Origin of the sequence: Mycolicibacterium iranicum (assembly GCF_002101705.1) — a bacterium.
Classification (GTDB): Bacteria; Actinomycetota; Actinomycetes; order Mycobacteriales; family Mycobacteriaceae; genus Mycobacterium; species Mycobacterium iranicum.
The window spans coordinates 1-16984 of the sequence record NZ_LQPC01000028.1; the positions used below are offsets into that span (position 1 = coordinate 1).

General features: G+C 66.8%; 15 protein-coding genes. 5 read left to right on the plus strand and 10 right to left on the minus strand.

Features of this window, described 5'->3' with window-relative positions:
• The first annotated feature begins 64 nt into the window (after positions 1–64).
• Positions 65–637: an endonuclease domain-containing protein gene (locus AWC12_RS10755; protein WP_133057326.1), complete on the plus strand. Its 573-nt coding sequence runs from the start codon at positions 65–67 to the stop codon at positions 635–637.
• On the opposite strand, the gene AWC12_RS10760 is transcribed toward AWC12_RS10755, so the two are convergent.
• From AWC12_RS10760 to AWC12_RS10795, 8 genes are all read right to left on the minus strand, one after another.
• Positions 638–1120 (minus strand): DUF456 domain-containing protein, encoded by a 483-nt coding sequence (locus AWC12_RS10760; protein WP_085174204.1) that lies wholly within the window; start codon positions 1118–1120, stop codon positions 638–640.
• 18 nt (positions 1121–1138) lie between these two features.
• On the minus strand, positions 1139–1873 hold the full coding sequence (locus AWC12_RS10765) for a methyltransferase domain-containing protein (protein ID WP_085174206.1): 735 nt from the start codon (positions 1871–1873) through the stop codon (positions 1139–1141).
• 22 nt (positions 1874–1895) lie between these two features.
• Positions 1896–2597: a haloacid dehalogenase type II gene (locus AWC12_RS10770; protein ID WP_024448834.1), complete on the minus strand. Its 702-nt coding sequence runs from the start codon at positions 2595–2597 to the stop codon at positions 1896–1898.
• Positions 2594–3556 (minus strand): NADPH:quinone oxidoreductase family protein, encoded by a 963-nt coding sequence (locus tag AWC12_RS10775; protein WP_085174208.1) that lies wholly within the window; start codon positions 3554–3556, stop codon positions 2594–2596. The genes AWC12_RS10770 and AWC12_RS10775 overlap by 4 nt, the downstream gene beginning before the upstream one ends.
• 5 nt (positions 3557–3561) lie before the next feature.
• Positions 3562–4425, minus strand: coding sequence for an SDR family oxidoreductase (locus tag AWC12_RS10780; protein WP_085174210.1), 864 nt, complete (start codon positions 4423–4425; stop codon positions 3562–3564).
• A gap of 42 nt (positions 4426–4467) precedes the next feature.
• Positions 4468–5874 carry an aldehyde dehydrogenase family protein gene (locus tag AWC12_RS10785; protein ID WP_085174212.1) on the minus strand — a complete coding sequence of 469 codons (1407 nt, stop codon included), beginning with the start codon at positions 5872–5874 and terminating at the stop codon, positions 4468–4470.
• 78 nt (positions 5875–5952) lie between these two features.
• On the minus strand, positions 5953–6882 hold the full coding sequence (locus tag AWC12_RS10790) for a class I SAM-dependent methyltransferase (protein ID WP_085174214.1): 930 nt from the start codon (positions 6880–6882) through the stop codon (positions 5953–5955).
• A 148-nt stretch (positions 6883–7030) separates the two neighbouring features.
• Positions 7031–7666, minus strand: a complete 636-nt coding sequence (locus tag AWC12_RS10795) for a TetR/AcrR family transcriptional regulator (RefSeq protein WP_207576410.1) — start codon at positions 7664–7666, stop codon at positions 7031–7033.
• 448 nt (positions 7667–8114) lie between these two features.
• On the opposite strand from AWC12_RS10795, the gene AWC12_RS10805 reads away from it, so the two are divergent.
• On the plus strand, positions 8115–10262 hold the full coding sequence (locus tag AWC12_RS10805) for an FUSC family protein (RefSeq protein WP_085174218.1): 2148 nt from the start codon (positions 8115–8117) through the stop codon (positions 10260–10262).
• A 2-nt stretch (positions 10263–10264) separates the two neighbouring features.
• Here the strand turns inward: AWC12_RS10805 and AWC12_RS10810 are convergent, their stop codons facing one another.
• Both AWC12_RS10810 and ptsP read right to left on the minus strand, forming a co-directional pair.
• Complete coding sequence (locus tag AWC12_RS10810) at positions 10265–11239, minus strand: pirin family protein (protein ID WP_024448826.1); 975 nt, start codon at positions 11237–11239, stop codon at positions 10265–10267.
• A 150-nt stretch (positions 11240–11389) separates the two neighbouring features.
• Positions 11390–13135: a phosphoenolpyruvate--protein phosphotransferase gene (gene ptsP, locus AWC12_RS10815; protein WP_085174220.1), complete on the minus strand. Its 1746-nt coding sequence runs from the start codon at positions 13133–13135 to the stop codon at positions 11390–11392.
• Positions 13136–13198: 63 nt separating this feature from the next.
• On the opposite strand from ptsP, the gene AWC12_RS10820 reads away from it, so the two are divergent.
• The 3 genes from AWC12_RS10820 to AWC12_RS10830 are packed head-to-tail and all read left to right on the plus strand — an operon-like array spanning position 13199 to position 16947.
• Positions 13199–13978, plus strand: coding sequence for a DeoR/GlpR family DNA-binding transcription regulator (locus AWC12_RS10820; RefSeq protein WP_085174222.1), 780 nt, complete (start codon positions 13199–13201; stop codon positions 13976–13978).
• Complete coding sequence (locus AWC12_RS10825) at positions 13975–14952, plus strand: 1-phosphofructokinase family hexose kinase (protein ID WP_085174224.1); 978 nt, start codon at positions 13975–13977, stop codon at positions 14950–14952. Before AWC12_RS10820 ends, AWC12_RS10825 begins: the two co-directional genes overlap by 4 nt.
• A 21-nt stretch (positions 14953–14973) precedes the next feature.
• Positions 14974–16947 (plus strand): PTS fructose transporter subunit IIABC, encoded by a 1974-nt coding sequence (locus AWC12_RS10830; protein ID WP_024448822.1) that lies wholly within the window; start codon positions 14974–14976, stop codon positions 16945–16947.
• Positions 16948–16984 lie beyond the last annotated feature (37 nt).

Below are 16984 nucleotides of genomic sequence, written 5' to 3' on the forward strand. Positions count from 1 at the left end.
CTATCCTCGCCACAGCAGGGCCCGAACATGAGGAATTACGTGACGGCAGCCCCTGGGGAATTACGTGACCGTCGGCACTTTGGCCGAGGAGGAGGTGTGCACGGTAGACGGGATGCGTCTGACCACGCCCACCCGCACCGCGATCGACCTCGCTCGCAGATACCCGCTCGACACCGCGGTGGTGGCAATAGACGCGCTCGCGCGTGCCACTCGCACGAAAGTCGCGGCCATCGAAGACGCCGTCGTCCGCTATCCAGGCCGTCACGGCATCGCCCGGGCTATGGAGGTCCTGTCACTCGTCGACCCGGGTGCGGAGTCCCCTCGCGAGACGGCACTACGTCTCAGTGTCGTACGAGCCGGCTACCCACGACCTCGGACGCAGGTGCCGGTATACAACGAGTACGACGTCCTCATCGGCCGGGTCGATCTGGGCTGGCCCGAGTACAAGATCGCGCTGGAGTACGAAGGCAGCCACCACCGAATGAGTCGGGAGCAGTTCGACAGGGACATCCGCCGATACGACGAGATGATCGAGCAGGATTGGATCGTCATCCGGGTGACGGCGGCGGACTCCGAAGCCACCATTCGGATCAGACTCGCCGACGCATGGGCCCGTCGCGTCCGTGCGTGCGGCTAGCTAGACCAGGAAGAGTCCGACCACCCAGGCGATGGTCGCCAACAGTGCACCCGAGAGCTCCACGCCGACGGATAGCGCGACACCCTTGAGTGCGTGCCAGGTGGACGCCCACGCGCGCCTGACATCCCCTCGAATGCTGAGTTCGGCGGCGAACACACCCAACACGAATCCGATGAGCAAACCGATCACCGGGATCACGAAGAAGCCGACCACGCCCGCGATGCCGCCCACTACGAGGACTGAGGTGCGCACATCGGCCGCACGCATCCGCTTGACCGGCCACGTGTACTTGATGACTTGGGACCCGGCGAAAAGTGCTGCGGCAATGCCGAACACCACCCAGGAGACGGTGGTGTTCTCGACGAACGCCCACACCCCGATGGCACCGATCACCAGGATTCCGCCGGGCAGGATCGGCACGATGATCCCGACGAGCCCGACGGCGATCACCAACGCGACGAGGACGACGCCGACAGTGCTCACGCCAGCGAGAGTACGGGGTTACGGCTTCTTGCCGCGCACCCACTGAATCGTGCCGATGTTCTTGGTCCGCACGCTCGTCAGCCCGAGACTCTCGAACGTGTCGCCGAGCTCGTCGTCGTCGAAGACGTGGGCACCGGCATTCGGCAGGTAGCGGAACACGGCCGCGCCTGGGCCGGCCGTCGGCACCATGACCGCCATCCGACGGCCTGGCCGCAGCACCCTCACCATCTCCGCGACCGCCACCGCCGGGTCGGGGATCAACTGCAACATCGCAATCGACACGACGGCGTCGACGGACTCGTCTTTGAGCGGCAGGCGTTGCGCGTCCGCCCGCAGGAAGCCGACATTCGCCGCAGCCTCCGCGCTCACGGCGCGGCGCAGCATGGGCTCGGAGATGTCGATGCCGAGTGCCAACCCACCGGGGCCGACCGCACGGCCCAGTGCGGCGGTGACGTTGCCTGGGCCGCTGCCGACGTCGAGCGCGCTGCCCCCGACCGGGATGTTCAGCCACTCGGTGGGCTCCTGCCACGCCGTAATCACCCGGCGCGCGAGCGTTTGCGCGTTGTCGTAGAACAGCGAGCCGAGCCGCGAGGCCCACAGCGCCTGGATCGCGCCGGTGTTCTGCTCGGCGTCGGCGGACCGGTCGCCGAGCAGGTCCAGATATCCGTTGCTGACGTCGGGGTTCACCGGAGGGTCGACAAGCAACTTCTCGGCCAGCCGCAGGGCCGGTGACAAGGTCGTTGTTGTGGTCATACCGTCCACGCTACGCGCAGGATCAGGCACCCAACTTGTCCGCGAGATCGAGGAAATCGTCTGCCATGACGTCGAATTCGCCATCGGGGGGTTTACGCAGTGTGCGGGCCGGGCCGTGTTCGCCGGGCCGGAACACGAACGCCGTCCGCAAACCTGCGTCGCGTGCAGCACGCAGGTCGGCGGGGTGCGCGGCGGCCAGCATCAACTCGTCGGGGGCGACGTCGAGGATCTGGGCGCAGCCCAGGTAGGCCTCCCGGTCAGGCTTGTAGTGCCGGAAGATCTCGGCTGAGAGCACGCAATCCCACGGCAGTCCGACCCGTTTGGCCATGTTCGTCAGCAGCGACACGTTGCCGTTGGACAGTGTCGTGATGGTGTAGCGCTGCTTGAGCCGCATCAGACCGGCGACGCTGTCGGGCCACGGATCGAGCCGGTGCCAGGCGAAGTTGAGGTCGTCGATCTCGGCGTCCCCGGCGGTGATCCCGGCAGCATCGAGCAGCTCGACGAGCCGCGCCCGGTGCAGATCGTCCAACCGCGTCCAGGGCAGCTCGCCGCGGCGCACCCGGTCCATCGCCGGGACATAACCAGCTCGCCAGTCGTCGGCGAACTGAGCCCAGTCCGCCTGGACATCGTGCGCCCGACCGAAAGATTCGAGCTGTGTGATCACGCTGGACCGCCAGTCGACGACGGTGCCGAACACATCGAACGCCAGCGCCTTGATCATCATGGTTCGAGGACCAATTTTCCGTTGATCTCGCCGTCGGCGAGCGCCTGCAGCGCCGCCGCACCGTCGGACAGCGGAAAGCGCACGGGCGCAGGCGGTCTGAGACCTGCATCGACCAGCTGGGCCAGCGCGGCACCGACCTGAGCCTGCGCTCCGGGGGTGCGGTTGACGAACTCGCCCCACCCGACGCCGACGACACTGACGTTGCGCAGCAGCAGACGATTCACCTTGACCGTCGGGATGCCTCCCGCGGCGAATCCGATTACGAGCAGCCGACCTTCGGTGGCCATTGCCCGGATCGCGTCGTCGAACGCGGAGCCGCCGATCGGGTCGACGACCACGTCGACACCGCGTCCGCCGGTCTCCTGCTTGACCGCGTCGAGCCACCCGTCGGTCAGCGGCAGCACCACGTCGGCGCCCAGCGACTCGACAAACGACACCGCCGACGGCCGGTGCACCATCGCGATCACCTTGGCACCCAGAGCTTTTGCGATCTGCACCGACGCTGTCCCGACACCCCCGCCGGAACCGAGCACGAGAACCGTCTCGCCTGGCTGCAACGCACCGCGACGCTGCAGCGCGAAGTACATCGTGTAGTAGTTGCCCAGCAGACAGACCGCCGAGCCGTCGTCGAGCGCCTCGTTGGTCGGAATGACGGCGTCCTCCGGCACCGCGACCTGCTCCGCCCAGCCCCCTAACAGACTGAAGCCGGAAACACGCTGTCCCGCCGTGAAACCCGAGGAGGCAGGCGCAGAGCGAACGGTTCCGGCCACTTCGACGCCGGGAATGAACGGCGGCGGCATCTTCATCTGGTATTCGCCGCGCAGCATCAGCAGGTCGGGAAAGCAGACGCCGGCGGCACCCACGTCGATGACAACAGCGGAGTCGCTGGAAATGTCATCCACGTCGGTGTACGCCAGCCCTGAAGGGCCCGAGAGCTCTTGCGCTACAAGCGCTTTCATTCCGATCAGCCGAGGCTGAAGGTGGCTCGCTCAGCCGCAGACAGATCGGTGATCTCGCCCCACTTGGCCGCGATGTCGTCCACCGACGGAACCTCGGTGAAGGTCACGCCGCTGTTCTGGAACAGCGCGACGCGCTGCACCTTGCCGCCGCCGACGATGAACACCGACGCGGTGTCGGGCAGTTCCTCGGTGCACAGGTACCCGATCACCGGGGCCACGTACTCCGGGGTCAGCTTCTCGAATACCTCAGGCGGCAGGATGTCCTGCGTCATGCGGGTCGCTGCGATCGGTGCGACGGCATTGGCCTTGATGTTGTACTTGGCGCCTTCCTGGGCCAACGTGTTGATCAGGCCGACGAGCCCGAGCTTGGCAGCGCCATAGTTGGCTTGTCCGAAATTGCCGAACAGGCCGGACGTCGACGTCGCGACGACGACGCGGCCGAAGCCGTTCTCGCGAAAGTGGGGCCAGGCGGCGCGGATGACGTTGTATCCGCCGTAGAGGTGGACCTTGAGCACGGCATCCCAGTTCCCGAACTCCATCTTGTGGAACGTGCCGTCACGCAGGATGCCCGCATTGCTGACCACGCCATCGACCTTGCCGAATTCGTCGACAGCGGTCTTGATGATGTTGGCGGCTCCCTCGGGCTCGGCCACGGAGTCGTAGTTGGCGACGGCGCGGCCGCCGGCGTCCTTGATCTCCTTGACCACCTCGTCAGCCATGTTGTGCCCGGCGCCCGTACCGTCGCGCGCTCCGCCGAGGTCGTTGACGACGACGCTGGCGCCCTCGCGTGCGAGGGTCAGCGCGTATTCGCGACCGAGCCCCCCTCCGGCACCCGTGACGACGATGACACGGTCCTGCACTCCTGGCACTGGTGTTCCTCTCGTTGGTTTCAGATGACGACGGCGCTCACCCTAGAACAGCTTGCGCGCCAGCTTGAACGCCTTCTCTGTATACGGCGGGTAGATCATGGCCGTGAGGTCGGGTCGGGTCGGCTTGGTCAGCACCGACTTCTTGTGGCTGAACGTCTCGAAGCCGAACTTCCCGTGGTATGCGCCAAGTCCGGACGGCCCGACGCCGCCGAACGGCAGCTTGTGGGTGGCGAAATGGAAGATCAGGTGGTTGACGACCATGCCGCCGGCCGGCACGTCCCGGATCACCCGCTCCCGCACCGCCTTGGCCTTGGTGAACAGGTAGGCGGCCAGCGGCTTGGGCCGCGCGTTGACGAAAGAGATTGCCTCATCCAGATTTTGGACCGTCACGATCGGCAGGATCGGCCCGAAGATCTCGTCCGTCATCAGGGGCTCGGCGGGGTCGGGGTCGACCACGACGGTCGGCTGGATCTTGAGGTTGACAGCGTCGGATTGGCCGCCGACCGCCACGGTGCCCTTGGTGGCGGCCAGGGCATTGGCGAGCCGGTTGAAGTGCCGCTCGTTGACGATGCGCTTACCTGAGTTGCCCGCCTCGAACTTGTCGATCGTCTTGCGGAGCTCGTCGACGAGCCGGTCACGAACCGATGCGTCGGCAAGAACGTAATCGGGGGCGATGCAGATCTGTCCGGAGTTGATCAGCTTGGTCCACGCGATTCGCTTGGCGGCCACCTCGATGTCGGCGTCGGCGGACACGATGACCGGGCTCTTTCCGCCCAGTTCCAGGGTGACAGGGGTCAGGTGCGGGGCTGCACCCTCGTAGACGCGCCTGCCGACCTCGGTGCCGCCGGTGAACAGCAGATGGTCGAAGCCTTGCGCGATGAGCTCCTGGCTCACCGCCCCGTCGCCCTCGATGACGGCGATGGCGTCGTTGTCCAGGTAGCGGGGAACCAACTCGGCCATCAGCGCCGACGACGCCGGCGCGACCTCAGATGGCTTGAGCACCATGGTGTTTCCGGCGGCGATCGCACCGACGGCGGGGCCGAGCGTGAGGGCGAACGGGAAGTTCCAGGCGCCGATGATCAGCACGGTTCCGTACGGCTCGTACTCCACCCAGCCGCGGCCCGGCAGCTGCGACATCTCCAACAGACGATGCCGACGCTTCATCCACTTGCCGACGTTCTTGGCTGCGTAGGCGGCTTCGCCTGTGGTGCTGGCGATATCGGCCAGCCAGGCCTCGAACGGAGAGCGACCGAGGTCCTTCTCGAGAGCGTCGGTGACGGCTGCCTCGTTCTCGGACATGAGGCGTTCCAGCGCGTGCAGCTGCTCCCTGCGCCATTCGACGGGGCGGGTGCGTCCGGTCGCGAAGGTCTGCCGGAGGCGGGCGACGACGGCAGGGATGTCGGCTGCGGTGGCGGTGCCCTGAGCAGGTGCGACGGATTCGGTGGTCATGATGGGGTTCCTTCCTGACCTTGGAGTACCCCGAATCCTAACCAACCATCCGGTTGGTGAACAGGTGTCAAGCGACCGTCAGAGTCTGACCCCGGTGGTGAACGTCGAGAATGCCTGATCACCGTTGTCGGGGATGACGACCAGGCGGTCGAGTCGGCGCATCTCGTCCCGGGAGTCGACCGCTTCGGAACGCCACCCGTTGGCGGCCAGCCACTCCGCCACGTCCGCCCGGTCGGGGTCCTCGTAGGTGAGCTCGGTGATGTCCATCGGCTCGGTGTCGAGCTGCGCGGTGATCCGGTCGAAGCGCTCCCGCGCCCGTTCCCAGCGGTCGGGGTCGTGAGGTCCCATCGACTCTGCCGCGACGCGACTTCCCGGCGCGCTCAGATCGGTGACTTGGGCGAACAGCCGGTCCTGGGCGTCGGCGGGCAGGTACATCAGCAGACCCTCGGCGAGCCAGGCAGTCGGCCGGCTTGGGTCGAATCCGGCAGATTTCAGCGCGGCAGGCCAGTCCTGCCGTAGGTCGATCGGGACTTCGCGCCGGTCGGCGGTGGGGGCGACGCCCTCGGCGGCCAAGGTTGCGGACTTGTACTCCAGCACCAGCGGCTGGTCGATCTCGAAGATCGTGGTGCCGGCCGGCCAGGGCAGACGGAACGCCCTCGAGTCCAGTCCGGAGGCCAAGATGACGATCTGGCGGATTCCGGCGTCGACGGCGGCGGTGAAGTACGAGTCGAAGAAGTGCGTGCGGACGGCCTGGTAATTGCCCATGTGCTCGAACAAGGCGTCGATCTCGGGGTCCTGCTCGGCGACCCTGGCCCGGAAGGTGTCGTCACCGATGAAGCCCCAGGCGCCCGAGCCCGCGCCGGAGACGAGGACCTTGGCGTACGGATCGCTGATGATCCGGTCCGGCCGGTCGGTCTCGGCGGCACGCGCGGCCGCCACCATTACCGCCGTGGCGCCGACGCTGGACGCGATGTCCCAGGTGTCGTTGTCGGTGCGAAGTGAACTCACAGCAGGTTCCCTCCTGTCTTAGGACGGGCGACGATAAGCGCCTGATTACATTGCAAGGCTATCTAAATGCCGGCGTCGTTCCAGCCGGGTGTGGGCCATGACACAGGCAGAACGGCCAGACTCACAGGAAGTGGTCAGGAGAAGCGGATTACTCGCTCAGGTTCCACAGCTTGTTGGCGAGCAAGAGCTCGAGCTTGTGCACCACCGCGCTGAGTTCGGTGCGATCGCCGACGAAGCCGGCATAGAAACCCATCCCCCACACCACCGCGACGAGCATCTCCACCAGGTGATCGACATCGGTATCAGTGCTCAGCTCACCGCGGCTGATCGCGTCGTTGACCGCCCAGGAGACGAAAGCGCGCGAGTTCTTCAACGAGTCGTGCTCGTCATTGCTCAGCTCAGGGTGGCGTTGCGACTCCAGAACCGAGGTCACCAGGAATGCGGCCGCGGAACGATCCTCGGAGTCGGCCTGCGTCGCCACCGACAGGAACGCCGAAAGCCGTTCGATCAACGTCAGCTGTTCCTGAGCCCTCGCGATTCCGGCACTAACAATGCTGGCGTTGGTCTGCTCGACGACCTCGCCCCAGAGAACGCGTTTACTCGCGAAATAGTGATTGATCGCTGGGCGGGTCAGATCAGCGCGAATGGCGATCGCTTGGAACGTCGCAGCATCGTAGCCAAGTTCGCTGAATACCTCGCGAGCGGCATGCAAAATGCGCTCCCGTGTTTCAGCTGCCTTCGCTGCGGGAGGACGCCCTGGACCTCTACTAGCCGTATACGGCACCCGTAAATTGTGCCACACGTCACCTGGCACTTGGCGCCGGGACCTCCACCCATTACCTGAGAGAGACCCATCAGCAAACACCTCACCGTTCATGCGGGGGATAGTTCGCCGCTTCGGGACGACGGCCTGAGCGGCTCGGGCCGACGGCGAACTAGGTTTGTCGTATGGGTGCGGTGCCATCGCGAGACGCATTCTTCGACGCAGGCTCCGCCGCACTGTCTTACCTCGGGTACGGCCTCCTCGAACTCGCGGAGGTGTGCGAGCGGGGCGGTGTGACCACCGACTCCTTCTCTCACTATGTCCCCGACTGGACGCGGAGTTCGATCGACCGGCAGGTGTGTGCGGTGCATGGGCAGGCGTGCGCACCTTTTCCGCAGCAAACAATGACAGAACCGTTACCCAGGGGTGTCGGGCGCCCGGACACCGGCGTCGAGACCCGTAAACACTGATGTCTGCACTCTTGTACGACACCCGACAGCGCATCGTGCGGCGAGCCGCGCAGCGAGACCCCGACAATGACGCGTTCCGCCGAGCGTTGCGCGCCGCGATGGTGGTACCGCTCGCCGGCGCCCTGGGTTTCCTCATCGGCGGCGCCAATCCACAGACGCCGCTGTTCACGATCTTCGGTTCCGTGGCGCTCCTGGTGTTCTCCGATTTTCCCGGTAATCGCCAGAACCGGGCCGTGGCCTATACGTGGCTGGGCGTCAACGGATTCCTCCTGATCACCCTCGGCACCCTGGTGGCACCGCACCCGTGGCCCGCCGTCGCGACGATGTTCGTCCTCGGAGTTGCCGTCACCTTCTCCGGGGTACTCAGCGAGACGATCGCCGCGGGACAGCGCGCCACGCTCGTACTGTTCGTGCTCCCCGCGTGCACGGCTCCCGGGCCGATCGGGGAACGCCTTCTGGGATGGGCGATCGCACTCGCGGTGTGTGCGCCCGCCGCGTTGTTCCTGCTTCCGCCAAGGCATCACGGTCAGCTCCGCAGCCGGGCAGCGCGGGCGTGCGCGGCCCTGGCCGACCAGCTGGACGGAACCGGCACCGCCGACAACGTCAGCAGGGCAATGGATTCCCTGCGCCAGACCTTCCTGGAGGCAGACTTTCGGCCGGTCGGCCTGACAGCAGGCAGCCGCGCCCTCGTCCGCGTCGTCGACGACCTGGAATGGGTCGCCGATCGGACGGGTCCGCACGCTGGAGTCACGTTGCGTGACAAGGACGCGGTCGGACGCGTCCTGCGCAGCGCGGCTGCCGTGCTTCGCATTTCGCGCCCCCGCGGCCGCGAACTCGCGCGCGCCGAACTGGCCGCGGCACTGACGGTGCTGCGTGCCACGGCGCAGGGGCGCTGGCGGGAGGACCTCGACGAGATCCTGGCCGCACCCGACGACGATCAGGCGGTGGCGCTGGGCCGGGATCTGCTGCGCCGTCGCACGATCGCCGCCACCGTGGGAGCCACCGGCCGCATCATCGCGGCAGCGGCCGCTGCCGATGCGCGGCCGGTGTGGGCGCGCGCGCTCGGGTTGCGATTGCCGCCCACTGGTGCATCCGACAGGTTGCTGCCCGAAACGATTGCGGCCGCTCAAATCACCTCCGGATTCCTGGAGAACAGGGCGGTGGCTGTCCGCAACAGTCTGCGCACCGGGTTGGGTCTCGCGCTCGCGGTCGCCGTCACGCACGTCTTCCCGATTGAGCACGGCTTCTGGGTGGTGCTCGGCGCGCTGTCCGTGCTGCGCAGCAGCGCACTCACCACCGGCACGCGAGTGTGGCGCGCGGTATTCGGCACCGGAATAGGCTTCCTGCTCGGCGCCGTGCTGATCTATCTGGTGGGCGTAGACCCGGTGGTGTTGTGGATCTTGATGCCGGTGGTCGTGTTCGGATCGGCATACGTACCGGAGATCGCATCGTTCACGGCCGCGCAGGCCGCGTTCACGATGATGGTGTTGATCTTCTTCAACCTGATCGCGCCGACCGGCTGGCAGGTAGGCCTGGTTCGTGTCGAGGACGTTTTCGTGGGCGCGCTGGTGGGCGTCGCGGTATCTCTTCTGCTGTGGCCGCGCGGGGCAACCGCGTCGGTGACACGTCAGATCGATTCGGCCCGAAGGATTTTTGCGCGCTACCTACGCGCCGCCGTGCTGCGCATCACCCGCGGCGCCACGGAGGCGCGCACCGACGAGGTGGCGACGCTCAGTCACGAGGCGCTGTCCGCATCCCGGGTGATCGACGACGCGGTCAGGCACTATCTCTCGGAAAGCAGTGGCGAGACGGACTTTCGCGCTCCCATCGTGCGCTCCTTCAACCGCGCGATCCGCCTGCGGGCGGTCGCCGACTTGATCGCCGATATCCCCACTCCGCCGCCGCTGGGGTCGTATCCCAATGTCCGCGCGATTTTGGAGTCCCACGTCGACGCCATCTGTGACCGGGTGACCGGTCAGTGGGACTCCGTCGACGCGTGGACCCCGATCAGCGACGATTTCGTGCGGGCACTGCGGTCGGAGGCCCGAGACGACAGTCTCGGGCTCTCCGCCGCGCTGCCACTGCTCACCACCGCCGCCGCCATCGGGGAGCTGGAGTTGATCTATCCGTTGAAGGCCGACCGCTGAACTCAGCGCAGCGGGCGATGCGGCATCAGCGCGTTCGGCGGTATCGCGCCGAACTTGCCGGACTGGTAATCCTCGACGGCCTGGATGATCTCGGACTTCGAGTTCATCACGAAGGGCCCGTACTGAAAGACCGGCTCACGAATTGGCTTTCCGCCCAACAACAGCACTTCGAGGGCGGGTCGGTTCGAATCCTGAGATGAATCGGCGGTCACGGCAATCCGGTCGCCGGGGCCGAGCACCGCGAGCTGCCCCTGCTGCACTGGATGGCCTACCGGGCCCACTGATCCTCGGCCGGACAGGACGTACACCAGTGCGTTGAAGTCGCGCGACCACGGCAGGTCGAGGCGCGCTCCGGGCTCCACGGTGGCGTGCGCCAGCGTGATCGGTGTGTGGGTGGACCCCGGTCCCGCCTGGCCGCCGATGTCGCCGGCGATGATTCGCACCAACGCGCCACCGTCCTGGGACGACAGTAGGGTGGCCTGTGCGCCCTCGATCGCCTGGTAGTTCGGGTCGGCGAATTTGTCCTTCTTGGGGAGGTTCACCCACAGCTGGATGCCGTGGAACACCCCGCCGCTCTCGACGAGTTCGGCGGGCGGCGTCTCGATGTGCAGGATGCCCGAACCGGCCGTCATCCATTGGGTGGCGCCGTCGGCGATCAAACCACCACCGCCGTGGGAATCCTGGTGCGCGAAGCGGCCGTCGATCATGTAGGTGACGGTCTCGAAACCGCGATGCGGATGCCAATCGGTCCCACGCGGCTCGCCGGGCTGGTACTCGATCTCCCCCATCTGATCCATGTGGATGAACGGGTCGAGATCACGCGCGTTCACGCCGGCGAACGCGCGGACGACGGGGAAACCTTCGCCTTCGTACCCGCGTGGTCCGGTCGTGACGGACCGCACCGGACGTTCGGTGTCGGTCGGTGCTGGCCCCGCGATGCGCGGGAGAGTGAGCGTATCGGCTGTGATGGCAGGCATGTTCCCAACAACCGGACTGCAGTCCGATTAATTCCTTTCCGGCTTGCCCTCGAGTGTGCGGTGGGGGTGAGGATCCGGCCCGTTGTCCGACCTGGACGCACACTCAGTTCAGCCGATTGCAGCACCGACCTCAGAAACGGGCTGGACGGTTCAGCCCAGGACAGCCAACGCCGCGGCGCGGCCTTCGGCAGCACTGGCGGTGCCGAGCACGGCCTCGGCCGCGTCACGGCACTGCTGCAGCGTGACCTGCGCGAGCTTGGCGCCCACTCCCTGGACCGCTGCCGCAGCCGCCGACAGTGAGGTGACGCCGAAGCCGGTCAAGACACACGCCAGCAGTGGATCAGCGGCTGCTTCACCACACACACCGACCGGCTTGCCCACGGCGGCACCGGCTTTCACCGTCATGGCGACAAGCGCCAACACCGCGGGCTGCCATGGGTCGGTCAGCGTCGCCAATTCGGCCGACATCCGGTCGGCGGCCATCGTGTACTGCGCGAGGTCGTTGGTGCCGATCGAGAGGAAGTCGACGTGCTCGAGAATGCGGTCGGCCAGGAGCGCGGCAGCGGGTACCTCGATCATGACGCCCGGCGTCAGACCGTGTGAGCGTGCCTTGTCGGCGAAGTTCTTCGCCTCTTCCGCGGTGGCGATCATCGGTGCCATGACCCAGGGTGGATTGCCCGACCGCTCGGCTGCCTTGGCGATGGCTTCGAGCTGATTGGCCAGGAGTCCGGGATTGTTGGCGGCGATGCGGATTCCGCGGACACCGAGGGCGGGGTTGGCCTCGTCGGGATGGCCCGCGAACTTCAGTGGTTTATCCGAGCCGGCGTCGAGCGTTCGAATGACCACCTTGTTGCCGGCGAATGCGTCGAGCACCTCGGCATAGATGGTCGCCTGCTCGTCGACGGTCGGTTCGGTGTCGGTGTTGAGGAAGCAGAGCTCGGTACGGAACAGACCGACGCCCTCCGCCGGGGTCTGGCGCGCCGACCGCGCGGCCGCACCGTCCTGGACGTTGGCGAGCACGGCGACGGCGTGCCCGTCCGCCGTGGTGCCCGGACCCGACCAGTTGGCCGCCGCCTCGGCGACACGCTTGGCCTCGGCGACGGCTTCGCGGGCCGGCCCTTCGTCGGGGGAAACAGTGACGGTGCCACGGGTGCCGTCGACGAGGACCATCGTGCCGGCAGGGACGTCGTCGAGACCCGCGACGGCGACGACGCACGGAATGCCCAGCTGTCGCGCGATGATCGCGGTATGGCTCGTCGGCCCGCCGAGCGTGGTGGCCAAGGCGACGACGAGTTCGGGGTCAAGGCCGGCGGTATCCGCAGGCGCGAGGTCCTCGGCGCACAGAATCGACGGCTCGTCGGGCACGGGTACGCCCGGCTCCGGCAGGCCTTTCAGCTCGGCGACCACCCGGTCGCGGATGTCGCGCAGGTCGGTGACACGCTCGGCCATCAATCCGCCGAGCTTGGTGAACATCTCGACGAACTGATCGATGGCGCCGTTGACCGCACGAACAGCAGGAGCACCGTCTCTGATGCGCTTCTCTGCCGCGCCGAGCCAGCCGCGGTCGGTGGCGAGCGTCGCGGTCGCCGCGAGCACCTCGGAGGCTGCACCGGTGGCGTGAGCTGCGCGTTCACGCAACCTCTCGGCCACCGCTGCGGCTGCGGCAGTGAAGCGCTCACCTTCCGCCGCCCGTTTCTCCTCGGCGATCTCGCCTTCGGCGTCGTTATCGACATCGGGCAGCTTTCCCGGACGGATCACCGGCGCGTACTGAACTCCGGGCACAACGGGAACACCGTGCAGAACCGAGTGTGAGGTGAGCGGGGACGTCACAGTCATGTGAACCAGATTACAAGAAAGCGTTGACAAGTCAACACGTTCAGGAGTAAAACCAAACATATCAACATCAAAAGGGTGCTCCAGCCCCACCAATATCCACATGAACCCTCAGTGCGGAGTCACATGTACCCGGAAGAACGGCAGCAGGCGATTGCGTCGCTGGTGATGACCAAGGGCCGTGCCTCGGTGACCGAACTCGCACAGACCTACGACGTCACCACCGAAACCGTCCGGCGCGATCTCGCCGTCCTCGACAAAGCAGGCATCGTGCGCAGAGTGCACGGCGGTGCGGTTCCCGTGCGGGCCCTGCACCTCGTCGAGCAGGGCGTCGGCGAGCGCGATGTGACCCGCGCCGAGCACAAAGACGCGATCGCGGCGGCAGCAGCGGAATTCTTCCCGCTCAGCGGCGCCAGCGTGCTCCTCGACGCGGGCACCACCACGATGCGGATCGCCGCGCAGGTGCCGACCGACCGCGAGCTCCTCGTGGTGACCAACTCCGTCCCGATTGCGGCTCGGCTCGCCACGATCCCCTCGGTGTCTCTGCAACTGCTGGGTGGTCGAGTCCGCGGTGTCACGCAGGCCGCCGTCGGCGAGCAGGCGTTGCGCGTCCTGGACACGCTGCGCGTCGACATCGCCTTCATCGGGACCAACGCGATCAGCGTGCGCCACGGGCTGTCGACTCCCGACAGCGAGGAGGCCGCGGTGAAACGTGCCATGGTCCGCGCGGCCAACTACGTCGTGGTCGCCGCAGATTCCTCCAAGGTCGGCCGCGAAGACTTCGTCAGCTTCGCGCCGATCTCCAGTGTCGACACCCTCATCACCGACCCCGAGATCTCTGCCGCCGACAGCGCCGAGCTGGGCGAGTGCGGCGTCGAGATCATTCGCGCAGGAGGCCACCCGTGATCGTGACCGTCACCCCCAACCCGAGCATCGACCGCACCGTCACGTTGCCGTCCCCATTGACGCGCGGCGCCGTGCACCGCGTCACGTCAGTGACGAATCAGGCTGGCGGCAAAGGGGTCAACGTCGCCAAGGTGTTGACGATGGCGGGTGTCGATGCGCTGGCGGTGCTGCCCGCCGCCGTGAACGATCCGCTACTCACCGCACTGGTGAACGCCGCCGTCCCCTACCAGATCGTCACGACGGATCAACCAGCCCGGACCAACCTGACGATCACCGAGCAGGACGGCACCACCACCAAGATCAACGAACCCGGCGCCATGATCGACGGAGCCACGTTGACGACATTCACCGAGGTCGTCATCGGGGCCGCCGAAGACGCCGACTGGGTCGTGATGTCCGGCTCCCTGCCGCCCGGCATGCCCACGTCCTGGTACGCAGACGTCGTCGCGCTGCTCGCATCGCGACCCTGCCGGGTGGCCGTCGATACCTCTGACGCGCCGCTGGCCTCACTCATGAGCTCGCTGGAGCGTGGTGCACCGGACCTCGTCAAGCCGAATGCCGAGGAGCTGGCTAGTGTTCTCGGGCTCTCCCCGGATGCGCTCGAAGATGCCGTCGCTCAGGGCGATCCGGCACCTGTCGTGGCTGCGGCCCGGCAACTGATCGACCTGGGAGTCGGAGCCGTGTTGGCCACCCTCGGTGCCGCTGGCGCCGTGTTGGTCGACTGCAACGGGGCCTGGATGGCGAGCCCGCCACCCATCACGCCCCGCAGCACCGTCGGTGCCGGCGACTCGTCACTGGCGGGATACGTGCGCGCCGAGGTCGGCGGTGCGGTCCCACCACAACGGCTCCAGATGGCCGTCGCCTACGGCAGCGCCGCTGCCGCACTCCCGGGCACGACGCTGCCCTCCCCAGCCGAGATCGATCTGAACGCCGTTGCGGTGTCACCGATTTCACCGATTCCCGCCACTCAGTAACAGAAGAGACAGGGTAGTTCCATGACCACCTCCACCACCCCGATCATCACCCGCGATCTGGTGCTCCTCGATGCCGCGGTCGACGGTGACAAGCAAGCCGTCATCACGCGCCTGGTCGAAACTCTGGCCGGCGCGGGGCGGACCAACGACGCCGAGGGGCTCGTCGGTGCTGCGATGGCGCGGGAAGCACAGTCGGCCACCGGCCTTCCCGGCGGCATCGCGATCCCCCACTGCCGATCGCCGTACGTCGACACGCCCACCATCGGATTCGCCCGACTCAAGCCGGGCGTCGATTTCGGCGCGCCGGACGGCCCGGCGGATCTGGCCTTCCTGATCGCTGCGCCGGATTCCGGCGGCCAGGAGCACATGAAGCTGTTGTCCAGTCTGGCAAGGGCTTTGGTCCGCAAGGACTTCGTCGAATCCCTTCGCAACGCGTCGTCGGCCGACGAGGTGGTCGGCCTGGTCGAAGGGGTGGTCAATCCGGCACCTGCGGCAGCGCCTGCAGCAGCTGCCGAGAAGCCCGCCGCCAAGACGCTCGTTGCGATCACCGCCTGCCCGACCGGCATCGCCCACACCTACATGGCGGCCGACTCGCTGAGCCAAGCGGCCAAGGATGCCGGCGTCACGCTCGTCGTCGAAACGCAGGGATCCTCAGGCAGCACACCCATTCCCGCTGACACCATCGCCAAGGCCGACGCCGTCATCTTCGCCACCGACGTCGGGGTGAAGGACAAGGGCCGCTTCGCCGGCAAGCCCGTGATTGCATCCGGCGTCAAACGCGCCATCAACGAGCCTGCCAAGATGATCGCCGAAGCCGTTGCCGCAGCGGATAACCCGAACGCAGCTCGGGTCCAGGGCTCGGGTGCCGCGGCATCCGATGCGCCGTCGGGCAATGTCGGGTGGGGAACCCGCACGCGGCAGATCCTGCTGACCGGCGTGAGCTACATGATTCCGTTCGTTGCCGCGGGCGGTCTGCTGATCGCGCTGGGCTTCCTGTTCGGCGGCTACGAAATCGCCGACACGGGCAACGACATCGCCCTCAACAATTCGCTGACCAACCTGCCTGACGGCGGGTTCGCCCAGTATCTCGGCGCGATCCTCTTCACGCTCGGCGGGTTGGCGTTCAGCTTCCTTGTTCCCGCCCTCGCGGGCTACATATCGTTCGCCATCGCTGACCGGCCCGGCATCGCTCCCGGATTCACGGCGGGCGCTCTGGCCGTCTTCATCGGCGGCGGCTTCATCGGCGGCATCGTCGGCGGTGTGCTGGCCGGCTTTGTGGCGCTGTGGATCAGCGGAATCAAGGTGCCGCAGTGGCTGCGAGGCCTGATGCCGGTGGTGATCGTGCCTCTGGGAGCATCGCTGGCGGTCGGCCTGATCATGTTCTTCTTCGTGGGTCGCCCGCTGGCCAACATCAACACCGGGCTCACCGAATGGCTGAGCGGACTGTCGGGCACCTCGGCAATCTTCCTCGGCATCATTCTCGGCTTGATGATGTGCTTCGACCTGGGTGGCCCGGTCAACAAGGCGGCCTACGCGTTCGCCACCGCGGGCCTTGCCGCCAACACCACTGCGGCGTTCGAGATCATGGCTGCCGTGATGGCCGCAGGCATGGTGCCGCCGCTGGCCATGGCGCTGGCGACAACCATCCGCCCGCATCTGTTCAGCGAGCCGGAGAAAGAGAACGGCCGCGCTGCCTGGCTTCTCGGGGCATCGTTCATCTCCGAGGGTGCCATCCCGTTCGCCGCGGCCGATCCGCTGCGCGTCATCCCGTCGATGATGTTCGGCGGGGCGATCACCGGTGCGCTGTGCATGGCGTTCAGCGTCGGATCACGGGCGCCCCACGGCGGCATCTTCGTGCTCTTCGCGATCGACAACAAGCTCGGCTTCGTCATCGCCATCGTCGCCGGGACCATCGCGTCCGCGCTCGCGGTCGTCGCAGCCAAGCAGTTCATCAAGGCCGGCGCCAAAGACGAACGCGAGCTCGTCGCCGCCTGACCGTCGTAGGACAACCCAACAACCGATAACAACCAAG